The sequence below is a fragment of the Nitrospina watsonii genome, assembly GCF_946900835.1.
In the GTDB taxonomy this organism is placed as follows: Bacteria; Nitrospinota; Nitrospinia; order Nitrospinales; family Nitrospinaceae; genus Nitrospina; species Nitrospina watsonii.
Map to the genome: position 1 here is coordinate 1935148 of NZ_OX336137.1, position 18025 is coordinate 1953172.

The 18025-nt window shown below is 54.6% G+C and carries 16 protein-coding genes and 2 rRNA genes; 16 read left to right on the forward strand and 2 right to left on the reverse strand.

Features of this window, described 5'->3' with window-relative positions:
* The first annotated feature begins 45 nt into the window (after positions 1-45).
* The 6 genes from QML71_RS08925 (at position 46) to QML71_RS08950 (ending at position 6934) form a co-directional block, all read left to right on the forward strand.
* Positions 46-3068: ribosomal RNA gene (locus QML71_RS08925) — 23S ribosomal RNA — on the forward strand.
* 60 nt (positions 3069-3128) lie between these two features.
* Positions 3129-3245, forward strand: a 5S ribosomal RNA gene (gene rrf / locus QML71_RS08930).
* Between the two features lie 486 nt (positions 3246-3731).
* Positions 3732-4172 carry a hypothetical protein gene (locus QML71_RS08935; protein ID WP_282011573.1) on the forward strand — a complete coding sequence of 147 codons (441 nt, stop codon included), beginning with the start codon at positions 3732-3734 and terminating at the stop codon, positions 4170-4172.
* Between the two features lie 10 nt (positions 4173-4182).
* Positions 4183-4596, forward strand: coding sequence for a hypothetical protein (locus QML71_RS08940; protein ID WP_282011574.1), 414 nt, complete (start codon positions 4183-4185; stop codon positions 4594-4596).
* A gap of 460 nt (positions 4597-5056) precedes the next feature.
* Positions 5057-5719: a hypothetical protein gene (locus QML71_RS08945; protein ID WP_282011575.1), complete on the forward strand. Its 663-nt coding sequence runs from the start codon at positions 5057-5059 to the stop codon at positions 5717-5719.
* Positions 5720-5755: 36 nt separating this feature from the next.
* Positions 5756-6934 carry an NnrS family protein gene (locus QML71_RS08950; RefSeq protein ID WP_282011576.1) on the forward strand — a complete coding sequence of 393 codons (1179 nt, stop codon included), beginning with the start codon at positions 5756-5758 and terminating at the stop codon, positions 6932-6934.
* 147 nt (positions 6935-7081) lie between these two features.
* On the opposite strand, the gene QML71_RS08955 is transcribed toward QML71_RS08950, so the two are convergent.
* Positions 7082-8185 (reverse strand): lipid A deacylase LpxR family protein, encoded by a 1104-nt coding sequence (locus tag QML71_RS08955; protein WP_282011577.1) that lies wholly within the window; start codon positions 8183-8185, stop codon positions 7082-7084.
* A gap of 569 nt (positions 8186-8754) precedes the next feature.
* Between QML71_RS08955 and QML71_RS08960 the strand changes: the two genes are divergently transcribed.
* From QML71_RS08960 to QML71_RS09005, 10 genes are all read left to right on the forward strand, one after another.
* A complete protein-coding gene (locus tag QML71_RS08960; protein WP_282011578.1) occupies positions 8755-9111 on the forward strand; it encodes an NADH-quinone oxidoreductase subunit A in 357 nt (118 codons plus the stop codon).
* 22 nt (positions 9112-9133) lie between these two features.
* Positions 9134-9616: an NADH-quinone oxidoreductase subunit C gene (locus QML71_RS08965; RefSeq protein ID WP_282011579.1), complete on the forward strand. Its 483-nt coding sequence runs from the start codon at positions 9134-9136 to the stop codon at positions 9614-9616.
* A gap of 6 nt (positions 9617-9622) precedes the next feature.
* Positions 9623-10708: an NADH-quinone oxidoreductase subunit NuoH gene (gene nuoH, locus QML71_RS08970; protein WP_282011580.1), complete on the forward strand. Its 1086-nt coding sequence runs from the start codon at positions 9623-9625 to the stop codon at positions 10706-10708.
* Between the two features lie 10 nt (positions 10709-10718).
* Complete coding sequence (locus QML71_RS08975; protein ID WP_282011581.1) at positions 10719-11288, forward strand: NuoI/complex I 23 kDa subunit family protein; 570 nt, start codon at positions 10719-10721, stop codon at positions 11286-11288.
* Positions 11276-11779, forward strand: coding sequence for an NADH-quinone oxidoreductase subunit J family protein (locus tag QML71_RS08980; protein WP_282011582.1), 504 nt, complete (start codon positions 11276-11278; stop codon positions 11777-11779). The genes QML71_RS08975 and QML71_RS08980 overlap by 13 nt, the downstream gene beginning before the upstream one ends.
* Before the next feature lie 7 nt (positions 11780-11786).
* Positions 11787-12089, forward strand: coding sequence for an NADH-quinone oxidoreductase subunit NuoK (gene nuoK, locus QML71_RS08985; protein WP_282011583.1), 303 nt, complete (start codon positions 11787-11789; stop codon positions 12087-12089).
* Positions 12090-12099: 10 nt separating this feature from the next.
* Positions 12100-14070, forward strand: coding sequence for an NADH-quinone oxidoreductase subunit L (gene nuoL / locus QML71_RS08990; protein WP_282011584.1), 1971 nt, complete (start codon positions 12100-12102; stop codon positions 14068-14070).
* 10 nt (positions 14071-14080) lie between these two features.
* Positions 14081-15646 carry an NADH-quinone oxidoreductase subunit M gene (locus QML71_RS08995; protein ID WP_282011585.1) on the forward strand — a complete coding sequence of 522 codons (1566 nt, stop codon included), beginning with the start codon at positions 14081-14083 and terminating at the stop codon, positions 15644-15646.
* Between the two features lie 17 nt (positions 15647-15663).
* On the forward strand, positions 15664-17097 hold the full coding sequence (locus tag QML71_RS09000; RefSeq protein WP_345742322.1) for an NADH-quinone oxidoreductase subunit N: 1434 nt from the start codon (positions 15664-15666) through the stop codon (positions 17095-17097).
* A gap of 122 nt (positions 17098-17219) precedes the next feature.
* Entirely contained in the window at positions 17220-17531 is a 312-nt protein-coding gene (locus QML71_RS09005) for a hypothetical protein (protein ID WP_282011587.1), read from the forward strand.
* Positions 17532-17632: 101 nt separating this feature from the next.
* On the opposite strand, the gene tatA is transcribed toward QML71_RS09005, so the two are convergent.
* On the reverse strand, positions 17633-18013 hold the full coding sequence (gene tatA / locus QML71_RS09010) for a twin-arginine translocase TatA/TatE family subunit (protein ID WP_282011588.1): 381 nt from the start codon (positions 18011-18013) through the stop codon (positions 17633-17635).
* Between the last annotated feature and the right edge of the window lie 12 nt (positions 18014-18025).

Consider the following 18025-nt stretch of genomic DNA (forward strand, 5'->3'; position numbering starts at 1 on the left):
GCTCTTTTACAATTGAATATCGCAAGACAAGTAGCTGAGGATTTTGGTCAAGCGCATAAGGGCGCATGGTGGATTCCTTGGCGCCAATGGTCGATGAAGGGCGTAGCAAGCTGCGATAAGCTTCGGGGAGCCGCTAACAGGCGTTGATCCGGAGATTCCCGAATGGGGCAACCCGACACGGGTCATACCGTGTCATCACTGTCTGAATACATAGGGCAGTGAAGGCAACCGGGGGAATTGAAACATCTCAGTACCCCGAGGAGTAGAAAGCAACCGCGATTCCCTTAGTAGCGGCGAGCGAAACGGGAATAGCCTAAACCGGACACATGTTAAAGCCCGTGTGCGTTGTGTGTCCGGGGTCGTGGGACCCAGTTTGACAGGGATACGGATCTGTCGGAATGTCATAAAAGGATGTCTTAGTTCAACAGGCTGGAAAGCCTGGCCATAGAAGGTGAAAGCCCTGTGGACGAAAAGGCACCCTCATTCTCGACTGGGCACCCGAGTACTACGGGACACGAGAAATCCTGTAGGAATCTGGGGGGACCACCCCCTAAGGCTAAATACCAATTGGCGACCGATAGTGAACTAGTACCGTGAGGGAAAGGTGAAAAGCACCCCGGTGAGGGGAGTGAAATAGAATATGAAACCATGTGCCTACAAGCAGTGGGAGCACTATACATCCGGCTTGCCGGATGCAGGTGTGACCGCGTACCTTTTGCATAATGAGCCGCCGAGTTACTTTATTCAGCAAGGTTAAGCCGTTAGGTGGAGCCGTAGCGAAAGCGAGTCTGAACAGGGCGATCAGTTGAATGGAGTAGACCCGAAGCCGGGTGATCTATCCATGACCAGGGTGAAGCGGAGGTAACACTTCGTGAAGGCCCGAACCAGTAGACGTTGAAAAGTCTTTGGATGAGTTGTGGATAGGGGTGAAAGGCCAATCAAACCCGGCAATAGCTGGTTCTCCTCGAAATAGTTTTAGGACTAGCCTTGCGTAATAGTCTGCGGAGGTAGGGCGCTGGATGGGCTAGGGGCCTCACCAGGTTACCAAACCCAACCAATCTTCGAATACCGCAGGCCGTATCGCAGGAGTCAGACTACGGGTGCTAAGATCCGTGGTCGAAAGGGAAAGAGCCCAGACCACCAGCTAAGGTCCCTAAGATAGACTAAGTGGGAAAGGTTGTAGGAATACACTGACAATAAGGAGGTTGGCTTAGAAGCAGCAATCCTTTAAAGAAAGCGTAACAGCTCACTTATCAAGTGTCCCTGCGCCGAAAATGTAACGGGGCTTAAGTTTATCACCGAAGCTGTGGACTGAATGACACCTCGGTGCCATTCAGTGGTAGAGGAGCGTTCCATACTGGGTTGAAGCTCGACCGTAAGGACGGGTGGACTGTATGGAAGTGAGTATGGCGGCATGAGTAACGATAAAACAGGTGAGAAACCTGTTCGCCGAAAATCCAAGGTTTCCTGAGGAAGGGTAATCCTCTCAGGGTAAGTCGGCCCCTAAGGCGAGGCTGAAAAGCGTAGCTGATGGGAAACGGGTTAATATTCCCGTACCTCGTATAACTGCGATGGGGTAACGTAGAAGGGTAATCTATCCGGGTGATGGACGTCCCGGTCCAAGCATGTAGGAGGGGGGTTTTGGCAAATCCGGACCCCTATTCAACTCCGAGACGTTATGGGGAGTCTTCTCTACGGAGAAAACGAACTAGATGATCCCAGGCTACCGAGAAAAACCTCTAAGCTTCAGGTTATACGGGACCGTACTCCAAACCAACGCAGGTGGATGAGGAGAGAATCCTAAGGCGCTTGAGAAAACTCTGGTTAAGGAACTTAGCAAATTAGCTCCGTAACTTCGGGATAAGGAGTGCCCCTATTAGGTGAAAGAACTTGCTTCTGGAGCCGAGAGGGGTTGCAGTGACCAGGCAGCTGTGACTGTTTACTAAAAACACAGGACTCTGCGAAGTCGTAAGACGATGTATAGGGTCTGACGCCTGCCCGGTGCCGGAAGGTTAAAAGGAGGGGTTAGTCTTCGGATGAAGCTCCAAATTGAAGCCCCGGTAAACGGCGGCCGTAACTATAACGGTCCTAAGGTAGCGAAATTCCTTGTCGGGTAAGTTCCGACCTGCACGAATGGCGTAACAATGGCTGCACTGTCTCAACCAGGGACTCAGTGAAATTGACATACCGGTGAAGATGCCGGTTTCCCGCAACAGGACGGAAAGACCCCGTGCACCTTTACTACAACCTGATATTGAGTATTGATCTAGTATGTGTAGGATAGGTGGGAGACGTTGAATCCGGAGCGCTAGCTTCGGGGGAGTCACCCTTGAAATACCACCCTTATTACATTGATATTCTAACCTCGGTCCGTGAATCCGGATCAGGGACAATGTCAGGCGGGTAGTTTGACTGGGGCGGTCGCCTCCTAAATTGTAACGGAGGCGCGCGAAGGTCCTCTCAGGCTGATTGGAAACCAGCCGTCGAGTGTAAAGGCATAAGAGGGCTTGACTGCGAGACCGACAGGTCGAGCAGGTGCGAAAGCAGGTCTTAGTGATCCGGTGGTCCCGTGTGGAAGGGCCATCGCTCAACGGATAAAAGGTACGCCGGGGATAACAGGCTTATCGCCCCCAAGAGTCCATATCGACGGGGCGGTTTGGCACCTCGATGTCGGCTCACCGCATCCTGGGGCTGAAGCAGGTCCCAAGGGTTTGTCTGTTCGCCAATTAAAGCGGTACGCGAGCTGGGTTTAGAACGTCGTGAGACAGTTCGGTCCCTATCCGTTGTGGGTGTTAGAGATTTGAGGGGAGCTGCTCCTAGTACGAGAGGACCGGAGTGGACAGACCTCTAGTGTGCTGGTTGTGTCGCCAGATGCATTGCCAGGTAGCTATGTCTGGAAAGGATAACCGCTGAAAGCATCTAAGCGGGAAGCCAACCCCAAAACAAGATCTCTCTTCCCCTTTTGGGGACTGTAGACTCCTTGAAGACTACAAGGTCGATAGGCCGGATGTGTACGCACAGTAATGTGTTTAGCTAACCGGTACTAATCAGTCGTGAGGCTTGACCTTTTTTTCAGCTACTTTGTCTGCGATATCAATTGTATCAACTTAACTATTCTGACTTTTTTTCCCGGTCTTGATAGCGAAGGGGAAACACCCGTTCCCATTCCGAACACGGCAGTTAAGCCCTTCAGCGCCGATGGTACTGCACGGGAGACTGTGTGGGAGAGTAGGTCAACGCCGGGTTTTAAATTGAGACCCACTTTGGAGCAATCCAAGGTGGGTCTTTTTTTTTATGGCCGGGCAAGGCCCGGAGCAAGTTGGCCCGTGCCATGCGGGCGAACGATGATCGACGAGCGCGATCCACGCCTCCCCCATTTCCCCCCAGATGCAATCCGGCTGGCGTGGCCCGGAGCAAGTTGGCTCGTGCCATGTGGGCGAACGCTGGTCAACGGACGCAATTCCAAATCAAAGCTGTCCCTCTCCGTCATTGAATCGGGTGAGCCCCTGCTCCCCCTTCTCCGAAGGGGGCTGGGGGGCTTTTACCTTCAGTGCGTCATCCTGAACGGAGTGAAGGATGACAATAGGATGCCTATTCTGTCTTTCTGAGCGCCAGCGAAGAATCTATGTTTTCTCCCCTCCCCCCACCCTCTTTCTTGAAGTCTGATTGACAACTCCCCAACACAACACTATATTTGACATACCAAAAATTCATTCAAGGGAGGGCGCAAGATGAAACCATCTCTTTTCCTCGCAATGCTCCTTTTAGCCGCGCCGGCGCTGGCATTCGCGCAAAGCGGCCAGTACCTGGGCAACCTGAGCGCCAACCCCTACGCGCCCAATTCCACATCGAACCCGTTCGGCGTAGGCAATCCGTACAACCCGGACTCCATCAACAACCAGTTCGGGACCTACGGCAACCCATACAGCCCAAATTCCGCAACCAACCCCTACGCCACCAACCCGCCGAAACTGTACGACAACCAAGGGAACTTTCGCGGGAACCTGAGCACGAATCCGTATGATCCCGATTCGACCAGCAACCCCTTTGGCCGATACGGGAGCCCCTATTCTCCCGACAGCATCAACAACCCTTACGGCGCAGGCAGTCCATACCGACAGGACAGCCCGAACAACCCATACGGCTCCGGCCTTGAAATTTACGGCCAGTAAAGGAGAATCAATGCGAATTTTGCTGGTGGTGTTGACGCTTTTTCTGGCCGCGCCGGGATGGGCAGATGAGGACCTCAGAGCAGATGGTCATCTTTGGCAGGAAACTACTAAGACAGAGAAAATCGCTTATATCTCTGGAATTTTAACGGGAATCGGTTTGGCCGGGGATTGCATTAAAGCAAAAATAAGTGAGGTCGCTACTATAAGTCAGTACGCAGATGGGCTTGACCAGTTTTATAGTGATTTTAAAAATAAACATATTCCGATAGCACAAGCCTTTTCTGTCGTGAACGCCCAATTAAACGGAGCCTCCAAATCGCTAATTGAAGAATATATCACCTTACTAAGGAAACGTGCTGTCTTGTTGGAAACTTTAACTTTGCCTTTGGAACTGGAAGAAATAACACCCGATAACCCTCAATAGCGATTGCACCTCTCTTCGATCCTCCCGCTCACGAGACCACCTCACCCAGTGGAAAAAGAGACACATTTTTTATCCATGTTCCTCTGTGTGCATCGGTGGTTCTCATCTTTAATTTTCCTCCCCTCCTTTCCAAGGAGGGGATTGAGGGGAGGTATTGGAACCTTCTTCCTCACGCCTTCCCTTACACACTTTCCTTTCAAACAAAACATAGATTCTTCGTCGCCTCCAGCTCCTCAGAATGACAGCGGGCGTGGCCCGCGGCAAACGATGCCCCGAGGGCGCGTTTCGGTACCCTTTTCCCTCCGGGCGTGGCCCGGCTCCTCAGAATGACAATCTAGAAATTGCGATGTAATTCTGAGCGTCAGCGAAGGATAATATTTGCTCCCGGCCCAGCCGGCCGTGTCCATCGGTGGTTCCAATTCTTTTTCTCTTTTCTTCCATCTGCCATTAAAATTCGGGGATGACTATTGCATGCATCGGATACGGCTCGCTCATCTGGAGTCCGCGCACACTCGGCCCACACCTGAAACATCCCGACTGCTGGTTTGGCGACGGACCCAAACTCCCCGTCGAGTTCGCCCGCGAATCCGACCGCCGGCGCATCACCCTGGTCATCGTCCCCGGCCACCCGGCAAGCACCACGTACTGGACGCCGTTCAACCATGCAAATATCGACCGGACTGCGTCCGGAGGAAACGAAAACCCATCCGGAATGATTTCCGGAGATACCTTGACTCAACAAAGCGACCATCCGTTCCCCGTCCACGTGGTGGGCGCACGCCGACAACTCGCCGACCGCGAAGGCTGCGGCATCGAGCACATCGGTGTCATGACCGCCGCTGGACGCACCGAGTCCGCCCTGCCCCCGGCCCTGCTGGTAATTTTAAAAATGTGGATGGAATCGAAAAATTTAAGCGGCGTGGTGTGGACGGAGCTGCCCTGCGGGTTCAAAGCGAACCCCGGACATCTGCCTGCAATAGAGGACGTGTGTGCTTATCTGGAAGGACTCATCGAGCGTGGCGAACACGAAAACGCGGAAGAATACATCCGCAAGGCCCCGAGGCAAATCGTCACTCCCTATCGCAGCGCCATCGAGCAGCGCTTCGGCTGGACACCACTCTGAGAACACGTCATCCATTAAAATAAAAGAAGGATCGTCATGCAAAAATCATCGACAGGCATCTCAGCTCACCCGTTTCTGCAGAACGGGTTTCGCCCTTTTTTCCTTTTGGGCGCGCTGTACAGCGTGACCAACTTGCTCATTTGGGGTGGATTTTTTGCCGGGCACCGTCCGCCGCCTGCATTCCTGTTGGACCCTGTATCGTGGCATGCGCATGAAATGATCTTTGGATTCACCATCGCCATCGTTGCCGGATTTTTGCTGACCGCTGTCGCCAACTGGACGGGCCGCAACCCGGCAGGCCCCATGCATCTGGCGGGGTTGTCCCTCCTCTGGCTGGCCGGACGGGTGGTCATGCATTTTGATCTGGGCCTGCCGGAGATGGCCATCTTCCTCGTTGAAGGTTCCTTTATCCTGGCGCTGGCCCTCACCCTGTCGCTGCCGCTTCTCAAAAGCTGGAACCAACGCAACTTCGTGTTTCTGGTTTTGCTCACTATTCTGCTTGCATGCGACATGACCTTCCTTGTCACGAAAGAATTTACCTCTCTTTATGTTGCTGTGATGATCGTTGTCGCCATGATATCTCTGATTGGCGGGCGCGTGATTCCCTCCTTCACCGTTGCGGCGCTGCATCAGCGCGGGAAAAAAGCCAAACAGGTAGCACAGGAAAGGCTGGACATCTCGGCGATCTTATCGCTGGTTTTGATCATTCTGGCTCTGGTATTTACAGGCCCGGAGGGAATGTTTCTTGCCGTTGTTTCTTTTTTATCCGCAACCCTCCATGCACTGCGCATGCGGCACTACCATACGCATAGAATCCTGGGAGACCCGATGGCTTTGATCCTTCATATTGGTTACGGTTGGGTGATTGCAGGATTGATTTTAACCGGGTTTTCGGCACTGGGCACCCTTCCCTTCCAAATCTCCCTGCATGCCCTGACGGCCGGGGCGATCGGTTCCATGACGCTCGGCATGATGTCCCGCGTGCCGCTGGCCCATACCGGGCGAACCGTGCGTGCAACCAGGCTGACCATATTGAGCTTCATCCTGTTGCAGGGTTCGGCTCTCATGCGGGTATTGGGTCCGATAATGAATCCTGACAATACCGTTAACTGGATTATGGGTTCCGCCACACTTTGGGCATTTTGTTTTGCGTTTTATATTCTGGCTTATGCCCCGATTCTATGGAAACCCGAGCTCGAAAGGCGGGCCGCCTAGCGCGGCGGTTTCGAGCCATACCTGATAAGAAGATGTGTCGTGTGCCACCGAATCTACTGCAATCGACAAAGCTCTAGTGGATGAGTATCTCAGAAAATTGAGCGCGGGCAAGTCCGGGAACTGAAGGGAGCATACCCCGGCTTTGTCCTAAAACCGAACCGACAGCGTCATCGAGCCGAAGATGTCGGGTTCGAACTGGCCTTTGAATTCCTGCGAGCGGTACACCATCGTATAAGCCAGACGGATGCAGTCGTACGCCAGCGCGCCGCCGAACTGCCAGTCGCCCACCAGGTACCGTTTGTTCACCGCGTGGCTGGTTCGAAACGTGTTGCCGTCGAGAAAAATGTTGTGCGCAATCGCCCTGCCCTCCAGGCCGGTGTACAGGTACGCCATCACCCGTTTGCGGTCGCGTCCGGCCCCCGTTTCAAAAAAGTCGGAACCCTGCGTGCCGGGGCGGATGCGCGGCGGACCATAGTCGGCAGGCAGGTTGTAACCAACGCGCACGACTCCGCCTGCCGCCACATAGGTGAACACGTTGCCCAGCGCCACCCCGCCGCCAGGAATCCAGTCCACCCCCGGGACCATGCCGTTTTCTTCCAGCAGCCGATGGCGGTACTTGCGGTCGTAGGAAATCAGCAGGGCGAACTCGTTGTGGAGCTGGTTGTCCCAGCCCTTCGGGTCCTCGTCGTCGATCAACGCGTGCCACTCACGCTGAACCCGCTCGCCGCCGGAGGCGGGGCCGATCACCCCCAGGTCGATCTCCACCGAGTCCAGCGTATCCACCGGCAGGCCCAGCACCTCGCGATCCTGCTTTTCATCAAAGAACCCGAAGCCGATGTAAAACCACCCCGCATAGGGCCGGTCGCGGCTGACCAGGCCGGTTTTCGACAAATCTTCCGGCGTGTAGATGTTGTGTCCGAGGATGAAGCTCGCCGTATCAAACTCAAAACCCAGTCCCTTCTCTAGCGTCGCCTCACCGATTTTGTGCGCCAGCCCGGTAAAAAATCCCGCCACCCCCCTGCTGAGACGGACAGGCAGGCGCTCGGGAGTGCAGTGGTCTTTTATATGGGAGTCGTAATCGGACCTTTTCTTGTTGAATCGGCGTTCCACGAACGACAGCCGCAGGCCCTGGGTGAAATGTCGGTCGGTGAGCCCCGCAAAGAAGTCATTGGCGTCGGTGGCGTTGAAGAAGTATTCCGGGCAGTCCATCCCGGGCTGGGCCGCCGCCAGCCCCGGCGCAAACAGTGCCATCCAGCCTACAAGCAGAAGGCCTCGCACCCGCGCGCCCTTCCCCCGCACTCTGCTTTTGTTTACTGGTCCCTCTCCGATTTTCAGTTTCATGGCCCCGTCCTCCCCAACGTTGCACCAATTTTCAGCCCTTTTCGTTCTACCAACGCCATTATATCGGCAAAATGATAAAAGCAGGGTCTGAAATCTAAAAGCGGGGGTCTGAAATCTAAAAGCGGGGGTCTGAAATCGGGATGGGTTCTCGTCCGGCTCCCGGGCTTTCCCCTCAACCTGTTCTAAACATTTCCCTTTTTGTCCATCTCCGGAAACGACCCGATTATCAGGGGTTCCTGCGGCCCTGAAACCCCGCTTTTTCGTTGACATCCCCGGGGGGGCTCCGGTAGTATCACCCGTCACCATTTTTCCGAATGGCGCGGTCCACCCAACTCTTTTAAAAATGTTGAAAAACCTGTGGTTTTTTAAGAAATTACAGGTTAAAATCCGTTTCTTTATAAGGGCAAAAAGGCGCGTTACCGCCTGGGGCAATTCCGCCTCCGGGACACAAAAAAGCCGGACCTTTAAGGTAGTGAACCATGCTTGAAACCTATACAGGCGCAGCTATCCTTTTACTGTTCGCCACCGTCATTGCCGTCGGCATGGTCGTGGCCACCTCCCTCCTCGGGCCCAAACGCGAGTTCGCGGACAAGATGGAACCGTTTGAGTGCGGGGAAAGCCAGATTGTCTCGCCCTATCAACGATTTTCCGTCAAATTTTACCTCGTCGCGGTCCTGTTCATCCTGTTCGATATCGAGGCCGTCTTCCTGTTTCCATGGGCCATCCTGTACAAGAAACTCGGCCTGTTTGGGCTGGTTGAGATGATCCTGTTCCTTATTATATTGGGGATCGGCCTGATGTACGTATGGATTCGGGGAGGCCTGGACTGGGAGTGACCCGCGCGTCGCCTGACCTATTATGAGTACTGAAATCATCGATAAAATTAAAGCTGAATTTGGCGATCAGGTTCAGGATTCGCATGCGTTCCGCGGCGACCAGACGGTCGTGGTGAAGCGCGACTGCATCTACGATCTGACCCGATTTTTGAGGGACGAGCCGTCGCTCGACATGAATTTCCTGATGGACCTGACAGCGGTCGATTACCTCGATAAAAAGCCGGTGCGTTTCGAGGTCGTCTATCACTTTTTTTCTTTGAAGTACAACAACCGGGTTCGCGTGAAAGTGCCGATCGACGAGGAAGACTGTATCCTCGACTCCGTGGTCCCGCTGTACAATTCCGCCAACTGGTACGAGCGCGAAGTATGGGATATGTATGGCATCAAGTTCAAAGGCCATCCGAACCTCAAGCGGATTCTGTTGTATGAAGGATTCAAGGGACACCCACTCCGTAAAGATTACCCCATCAACAAACGGCAGCCGTTGATCGGCCCGTTGAACTGAGGAGAGATGGAAGACATACTGGTTGAGTTGGCAATCACCCTTGCCAAAATCATGTTTGTTCTGGGAGTCACCGTCGGCTTTTTTGCGCCGGTTCTGACATGGGTGGAACGCAAGCAGAGCGCCATCATGCAGGACCGCATTGGTGCGAACCGTGCGGACATCATGGGCTTCACCGCGCTGGGTCTGTTTCACATCATGGCCGACGGACTGAAGATGTTCACGAAAGAAGACTTCATCCCGCAGGGCGCCAACAAGTTCCTCCATACGCTCAGCCCCATCATCGCGCTGATTCCCGCCATCCTGACGTTCGCCGTGGTACCGTTCGGTGGGGAATACACGCTGTTTGGAAAAGAAGTCAAGCTGGTGATCTCCGACCTGGACGTCGGATTGCTGTTCGTGTTCGCCATCGCCTCGATCGCCACCTATGGTTACGTCGTCGCCGGGTGGAGCTCCAACAACAACTACTCGCTGCTCGGCTCCATGCGCACCGCCTCGCAGATGGTGTCTTACGAAGTCACCATGGGTCTCACCATCATCGGCGTGTTGATGGTTTACGGCACCATGCAGTTGACGGAAATCGGCAACGCGCAGGAGAGCTTCTTCCGCTGGGGCATCTTTCTTCAACCGCTCGGCTTCTTCATGTTTTTCGCCGCCTCGATTGCGGAAAACAAGCGCATCCCGTTCGACAACCCGGAAGCAGAATCCGAACTGGTTGCCGGTTACTTTACCGAATACAGTGGTTTGAAATTCGGCATGTTCTTCATGGCCGAATTCATCGAGATGGTCACGATCGCCGCGATCGTCACCATTCTCTTTTTCGGCGCGTGGCACGTTCCGTTTATCGGCACCGCCACGCTGCTGGAAATCTTCGACTTTCTGGGAGAGACCGGGTCGAACCTCGTCGTCATGTTCCTGCATGTCGGCGTGTTCTTCACCAAAGTCATTTTCTTCCTGTTTGTCCAAATGGTCATCCGGTGGACGCTGCCGCGTTTCCGGTACGACCAGATCATGAAGCTGGGATGGAAAATCCTGTTGCCCCTGTCGCTGGCGAACGTCGTCGTCACGGGCATCGTCATCCTGCTCATCCAATAAGGAGAGTCTTATGGCTTACTACGTCGACCGCAATATCAAGATGACGTGGTGGGAACGTTTATATATCCCCGAAATCATCCGGGGCATGATCATCACGTCACGCCATTTCTTCAAGAACCTGTTTGGGTTCATTCCTTTTTTTCTGGGAAAGAAGAAAGAACGGGAAATCTTCACCATTTATTACCCCGAAGAAACGCGGGAGTATCCCGTCGCCTACCGGGGACGGCCGGTGCTGGCCCTGAACGAAGAGGGGCGGCCCAACTGCGTGGCCTGCGGCCTGTGCGAGATCGCCTGCCCGGCTTACTGCATCGACATCGATCCCGGCGCCAACAGCGGCAAGCAGAACGAGGTCGAGCGCTTCCCGGTCGAATTCACCATCGATTACGCGGTTTGCATCTTCTGCGGTTTCTGCGAAGAAGCCTGCCCGGAGGAAGCAATCTTCATGAGCAACGACTGCGACATCTCGATGCTCGATCGTAAGAAAATGAAATACAACATGGAACAGTTGCTGATGCCGGTTTCCGAATTGAAGGACCGCATCGATTTCTGCCGGAAAATGTACGGAAAATGGAATTACTGATTTTCTACCCACTCGGTGGGTTGTGCCTCATCCTGGCCCTGGGCGTCGTGTTCAACAACAGCCCCGTTGGGTCGGCTGTGTCCCTCATCGGCATGATGCTGGGTCTCGCCGCCATTTTTGTCCTGCTTCAGGCGCACTTTCTGGCGATCCTGCAGGTCATCATTTATGCCGGCGCGATCATGGTTCTGTTCATGTTCGTCATCATGCTTTTGAACCTGAAACAGGACCTCACCTGGAAGACCCGCGAGCGCAACCTGTTCCTCTCCATTCTCACCGGCCTCATGGTCGCGGGAGTGCTGTACAAGTTCATTGAGATCACGGTGGGCACGAACTTCGATGCGCCGGCGGACGTGCCGGACACCTTCGGCACCACGGCGGAAGTCGGCGCCAAGCTGTTCACCGATTACGTGCTGCCCTTCGAGGTGGCCTCCATTTTGTTGCTGGCGGCCATGGTGGGAGCCGTCGTACTGGCCAAATCCAAACTGGACTGACTGAATTATGGTACCTCTTTCACATTACCTGATACTGAGCGCCACCCTGTTTTCCATCGGAGTTCTGGGCGTGTTGATCCGGCGCAATGCCATCGTCGTGTTCATGTGCATCGAAATCATGCTGAACGCGGTGAACATTTCGCTGATCGCTTTCGACCGGCATTTGAACCATCACGATGGACAGATCTTCAGCTTCATGGTGATGTGTGTCGCGGCGGCGGAAGTTTCCGTGGGGCTGGCCATCGTCATCGCCCTGTACCGCAACAAGCCGACCGTCAACCTGGATGAATTCAACCTGATGAAGTGGTAAGGATCTTATCGTGCTATTCAAACTTGCCTGGCTGATCCCTTTTTTCCCGTTGCTGGGTTCCATCATCAACGGATTTTTCGGCCTCAAACTGGGAAAAAATAAAGTCAGCTGGATCGCCTGCGGCTTGCCCGCCCTGTCGTTCTTTGTGACCGTGATCCTTTGGGTCGGGTTGTTCTTCCACCCGGAAGGCCAGCCGTACCCGGAACAGGTCCTGTGGACATGGATGGCCGCCGGAGACCTGGCGGTGGAGTTTGGATTCCAGATCGATCCCCTGTCGATGGTCATGATGCTGGTTGTCACCGGCGTCGGCACCATCATCCACATCTTTTCCATCGGCTACATGTATGAGGAGTACAGCTACTACCGCTACTTCGCCTACCTGAACCTGTTTTTGTTCTCCATGCTCATTCTGGTCATGGGCAACAACTTCATGATGATGTTCATCGGCTGGGAAGGCGTCGGGGTCTGCTCTTACTTCCTGATCGGTTACTACTTCGAAAAGAAATCCGCGTGCGACGCCAGCGTCAAGGCTTTCGTCGTCAACCGCGTCGGCGACTTCGCGTTCCTGCTGGGCGTGTTTTACATCTTCTCCGAGTTCGGCACCCTCGACTTCACCACGGTGATGAGCATGGTCCCCTCGACCATGGTGTACGACAGCGAAGCCGTCACCCTGATCACGCTGTTCCTGTTCATCGGCGCCACCGGCAAGTCCGCACAGATTCCGCTGTACACCTGGCTGCCGGACGCGATGGAAGGCCCCACGCCGGTCAGCGCGCTCATCCACGCGGCGACCATGGTCACCGCCGGCGTGTACATGATCGTACGCTGCAACGCTCTGTTCAACATGGCGCCGGTCACCATGATGATCATCGCTCTGGTCGGCGGCGGCACCGCTCTCTTTGCCGCCACCATCGGTTGCACGCAGTATGACATCAAGCGCGTTCTCGCTTACTCCACCGTCAGCCAGATCGGTTACATGTTTCTGGCCTGCGGCGTCGGCGCCTACACGGCGGCGATCTTCCACCTCGTGACGCACGCCTTCTTCAAAGCCTGCCTGTTCCTCGGTTCCGGCAGCGTCATCCACGGCATGCACCACGAGCAGGACATCCGCAAAATGGGCGGTCTGAAAGATCATTTTCCGATCACGTACGTCACCTTTCTGGTCTCCACCATCGCCATCGCCGGCATCTTTCCGTTCTCCGGCTTCTTCAGTAAAGACGAAATTCTCTTTCATGCGCTGATGGACGGCAACGTGATTTACTGGGGCATGGGTGTGGCGGGTGCCTTCATCACCGCCTTCTACATGTTCCGGCTGGTTTTCCTGACGTTCCACGGCCCGTCGAACGTGGACCCGCACGTGCATCCGCATGAGTCGCCGAAAGTGATGACCCTGCCGTTGATCGCGTTGGCCGGGCTGGCGCTGGTTGGCGGACTGCTGGGCCTGCCGCTCATTCACGGCTGGCATATCCTGCACAATTTTCTGGATCCGGTGCTGTCGTTCGATTTCGCCACCGCCCTGCACAACTCCGAAGTGACCCTGGCGGAACACGGCCATCACATCACCCTGGCCGAAGTGCTGCACCAGAAGACGCACAGCGTCCATAATGTGTGGCTGGAAATTTTCCTGATGGTCTTTTCCATGGGCGTGGCGCTGGCCGGCATTTTTATGGCTTACATCTTTTACATCAAACGCCCGGACCTGCCGGACACCTACACCAAGGGTCAGTGGGGCTACGAGCTGGTGAAGAACAAGTACCTGGTTGACGAGACGTACGACGCCATTTTCGTGCAACCGACGATCAAAGGCTCCTTCCTGCTGTGGAAAGAAGGCGACGTGCGCGGTGTGGACGGAGCCGTCAACGGCGTCGCCCAGACGGTCGGCTGGTTCAGCAAACAGGCCCGTGAATTTCAATCAGGGTTCGTCCGCAATTACGCCATGTTCATGGTGGTCGGATTCATTTTACTGTTGATCATTATCTAGAAGCGAAACGATGTACCTGACATTCGTAACATTCTTACCGCTGCTCGCCTGCTTCGTGCTGGCCATGATCCCCCGCGAGAAGGTCGAAAGCGTCAAGTGGTTCGCCCTCATTGTCGCCGGGGTGGATTTCATCCTGTCGCTGCCGTTGTACTTCGAATTCAACATGAACTCGGCAGACATGCAGTTCGAGTACATCACGTCGTGGATCCCGCAGTGGGGAATCAGTTATCACGTCGGTATGGACGGCATCTCGCTGTTGCTGTACATCATGACCACCTTTCTCACGTTCATCTCGATCCTGGCGTCGTGGGAAGTCAAAAAACACGTTAAAGAATACATGATGGCCATGCTGGCGCTTTCGACCGGCATGCTGGGCGTGTTCATCGCTCTGGATTTCTTCCTGTTCTACGTCTTCTGGGAATTCCAGTTGATCCCCATGTACATCATCATCGGTGTGTGGGGCGGGCCGCGCCGCATTTACGCTGCGGTGAAGTTCTTCATCTACACCGCGGTCGGTTCCCTGCTCATGCTGGTGGGCATCATCTGGATGTACTTCCATTTCCACAGCACGGTCGGCGTGTTCACCACCGACATCCTGTTGATCACGGAACACATCAACCTGACGCTGGACCAGCAGAAATGGCTGTTCATGGCCTTCTTCCTGGCTTTCGCCATCAAGGTGCCCATGTTCCCGTTCCACACCTGGCTGCCGGATGCGCACGTGGAGGCGCCGACGGCGGGCAGTGTCATCCTTGCCGGCGTGTTGCTGAAGATGGGGACGTATGGGTTCCTGCGGTTCAACCTGCCGATGTTTCCGGTGGCGTCCAATGAATTCCTGCCGTTCATCGCAGGACTGGCCATCATCGGCATCATCTACGGTGCGCTGGTCGCCATGGTGCAGGAAGACCTCAAGAAACTCGTTGCCTATTCCAGTGTGAGCCACCTGGGTTTCGTCATGCTCGGCATCTTTGCGTTCAACCACTACGGCCTGCAGGGCGCCCTGTTGCAGAACCTGAACCACGGCATCAGTACCAGCGCCCTCTTTTTGATGGTGGGCATGATTTATGACCGGCGGCACACCCGCCTGATCAGTGAGTTCGGCGGCATCGCCAAGGTGATCCCCGTGTTCACCATTTGCTTCATGATCGCCACCCTGTCATCCATCGGCCTGCCGGGGACCAACGGGTTTGTCGGCGAATTCCTGATCCTGCTCGGCATTTTCCAGGTCAACGGCTTTTATGCGGGGCTCGCCACCACCGGCGTCATCTTCGCCGCCTGTTATATGTTGTGGATGTTCCAGCGGGTGATGTTCCTGAAAATTGAAAAACCGGAAAATGAAAAACTGACCGACATGACCGGCCGCGAACTGGGCGTCATGGTGCCGCTCATCGTGCTGATTTTCTGGATTGGGTTTTATCCCACGCCGTTCACCAAAACCTTTGATGCCTCGATCGACAAGCTGGTCAAGCAAGTGGACCCGGCACAGTTCATGCCGCACGCCCAGGACCAGCACGCCGCCAAAACAGATCTGCGCCTGATGCGGTTGAAGCTCGAGCAAAACGGAAATCTGAATTGATTTAAGGACACAGCATCGTGGAAATGATACAGATACCTGAAATAGACCTGACCAGCCTGGCGCCCGTGCTGGTGCTGAGCGTGTTTTCCATGATGGTTCTGCTGTTCGACCTGTTCGCCGGAAAAAACAAATCCGGTTTGGTCTTCATCAGCCTCACCGGCCTGCTCATGGCGGCGATCAGCGCCTTCGCCAAACAGGATCTGCCCGTGTATTCGTTCGGCGGCGCCTACGTGGTGGACAACCTGTCCGTTTTCTTCACCTGTATTTTCTGCATCAGCTCGGCGTTGGCCATCCTGTTGTCAATTGAATACAACCGGAGAGAACGCATCAACATGGGCGAGTACTACGCCCTGATCCTGTTCTGCACCGTAGGCATGATTCTTCTGGCGTCCTCCACCGACCTGATCATGATTTTCCTCGGCATCGAGATCGTCTCGATCTGCCTGTACGTGCTGGCCGGCATCCGCCGTTATGATCCCAAGTCCAATGAGGCTTCGCTGAAATACTTCCTGCTGGGCGCGTTTGCGACGGGTTTCATGCTGTACGGCATGGCTCTGCTTTACGGCACCACCGGTTCCACCAAACTCGCTCAGATCGCGCAGTTGTTGAACAGTGGCGAAGTGTTCTCGCAGCCGTTGATGCTCCTGGGCGTTGTGCTGCTGGTGATCGGATTCGGATTCAAAGTCGCCTCCGTTCCGTTCCACATGTGGGCTCCGGACGTGTACCAGGGCGCCCCCACGCCGGTCACCGCATTCATGGCGGTGGGCCCCAAGGCGGCGGCGTTTGCCGCCTTCTTCCGCATCTTCGCCGAAGGCATCCCGGAGCTGGCTCCTTCCTGGACCATGATCCTGTCCATCGTGGCCGTCATCAGCATGTTTGTCGGCAACCTGGGAGCCATTGTCCAGACCAACATCAAACGCCTGCTGGCTTATTCCAGCGTCTCGCATGTCGGCTACATCCTCATCGCCATCATCGCGAAGAACTCGCTGGGCGGCGCCAGCCTGCTGTTCTACATGCTGGCTTATGCTTTCATGATATTCGGCGCATTCGGTGTGGTCATTCTGCTCGGGCGCAAAGGCGACGAAAACCTGGAAATCGAAAACTACTCCGGCCTCGGTTTCAAACACCCTGTGCTGGCCATGTCGATGTCTATTTTCCTGTTGTCACTGGGAGGCCTGCCGCCTCTGGCCGGATTCGTCGCCAAGTTTTACATCTTTCAGGCGGCGTTGAAGGAAGGCTTCGTCATTCTCGTTGTGCTCGCGGTTCTCAACAGCGCCATATCCTTCTATTATTATCTGAAGGTGATTGTGTACATGTACATGAAAGAGCCCATCAAAGAGTTTCAGTTGTCTCTGACGCCCATCACCATGCTGGTCATCGGTATCGGCGTTCTGGGGACTCTGGAATTGGGCATCTTTCCCGATACGATCATCTCCCTCGCCAAGCCCTGACCCCTCCAACCACCCTTGGCGTGTCGGCAGACCGGTTTCCCGGTCTCGTCATCCGGCGGATTTTATTATATAATTGGGCGGGTTGAGGTCCATTTTTAAGCATTGCACGAAAGGAATATGCTATGAAAATGCACCATTTGTCTCCGGAGGAAGTGGAGACGGTTATGGAAAAAGTCCGGACAGTGATCGATACCGGTCAGTTCGACCCGGACATCATGGAACAAATCTTCACCATCTCCAAAGTGGATGGCAACAAGTTCCTCGAATGCAAAGGCAACCCGCTGCAAAGCCAGCAGGTCAATTTTGAGGTGGACCGGGAGAAGGGCATCCGCTTTTTCGACCCCTTCAACTTGTACACCAAAGGGATCTATAAGGACATTGACGGTTGGTCGGTGTGGACGGAAGATAATTTAAAAGAGCCCTGGTCTTATTGAGACCAAGGCTCTTTTATGAACCACGGGGAATTGTCAGGTTTTCATTTCACAGGCTTCAAACTCTGCGTCCTTCACTCATCATGCAGGGTGTCGCCGATCGATCAGGCCTTCTTCTCGGACTCTTCCTGATCCTTCGTGTAGTCGTAGGCGCCTTTACGCGGCAGGGATGCGGTGAACGCCTCCGCTTTCTCTTTCATCGCCTTGTCTTTAGCCTCGCCTTCGGCCTGTGCCTTTTCCCGGGCCAGACGTTCTTTTTCTTCATCACTCAAATTTTCCTGCTCCAACTCGCCTGCCGGTTGCGCGGCGCCTTCCTGTGCAGCCTGTTCGCCGGTATCCAGTTCATCGGCTTCCTTCATCGACTGCTTGAAATTCTTGATACTGCGTCCGAAAGCATTACCGATCTCCGGCAGCTTTCCCGCTCCAAAAATAATCATTATGATGACCAGAATGATCATCAACTCTGGAAAACCAATTCCCATCATGATTCGATTCCT

Excerpts from the sequence above, each read along its gene's own strand:
- QML71_RS08935 (WP_282011573.1), top strand. The coding sequence starts at position 3,732 with ATGAAACCATCTCTTTTCCTCGCAATGCTCCTTTTAGCCGCGCCGGCG.
- tatA (WP_282011588.1), bottom strand. The coding sequence starts at position 18,013 with ATGATGGGAATTGGTTTTCCAGAGTTGATGATCATTCTGGTCATCATA.
- QML71_RS08975 (WP_282011581.1), top strand. The coding sequence starts at position 10,719 with ATGGCTTACTACGTCGACCGCAATATCAAGATGACGTGGTGGGAACGT.
- QML71_RS08965 (WP_282011579.1), top strand. The coding sequence starts at position 9,134 with ATGAGTACTGAAATCATCGATAAAATTAAAGCTGAATTTGGCGATCAG.
- nuoK (WP_282011583.1), top strand. The coding sequence starts at position 11,787 with ATGGTACCTCTTTCACATTACCTGATACTGAGCGCCACCCTGTTTTCC.
- QML71_RS09005 (WP_282011587.1), top strand. The coding sequence starts at position 17,220 with ATGAAAATGCACCATTTGTCTCCGGAGGAAGTGGAGACGGTTATGGAA.
- QML71_RS08955 (WP_282011577.1), bottom strand. The coding sequence starts at position 8,185 with ATGGCACTGTTTGCGCCGGGGCTGGCGGCGGCCCAGCCCGGGATGGAC.
- QML71_RS08950 (WP_282011576.1), top strand. The coding sequence starts at position 5,756 with ATGCAAAAATCATCGACAGGCATCTCAGCTCACCCGTTTCTGCAGAAC.
- QML71_RS08995 (WP_282011585.1), top strand. The coding sequence starts at position 14,081 with ATGTACCTGACATTCGTAACATTCTTACCGCTGCTCGCCTGCTTCGTG.
- QML71_RS08960 (WP_282011578.1), top strand. The coding sequence starts at position 8,755 with ATGCTTGAAACCTATACAGGCGCAGCTATCCTTTTACTGTTCGCCACC.
- QML71_RS08980 (WP_282011582.1), top strand. The coding sequence starts at position 11,276 with ATGGAATTACTGATTTTCTACCCACTCGGTGGGTTGTGCCTCATCCTG.
- QML71_RS08945 (WP_282011575.1), top strand. The coding sequence starts at position 5,057 with ATGACTATTGCATGCATCGGATACGGCTCGCTCATCTGGAGTCCGCGC.
- nuoH (WP_282011580.1), top strand. The coding sequence starts at position 9,623 with ATGGAAGACATACTGGTTGAGTTGGCAATCACCCTTGCCAAAATCATG.
- QML71_RS08940 (WP_282011574.1), top strand. The coding sequence starts at position 4,183 with ATGCGAATTTTGCTGGTGGTGTTGACGCTTTTTCTGGCCGCGCCGGGA.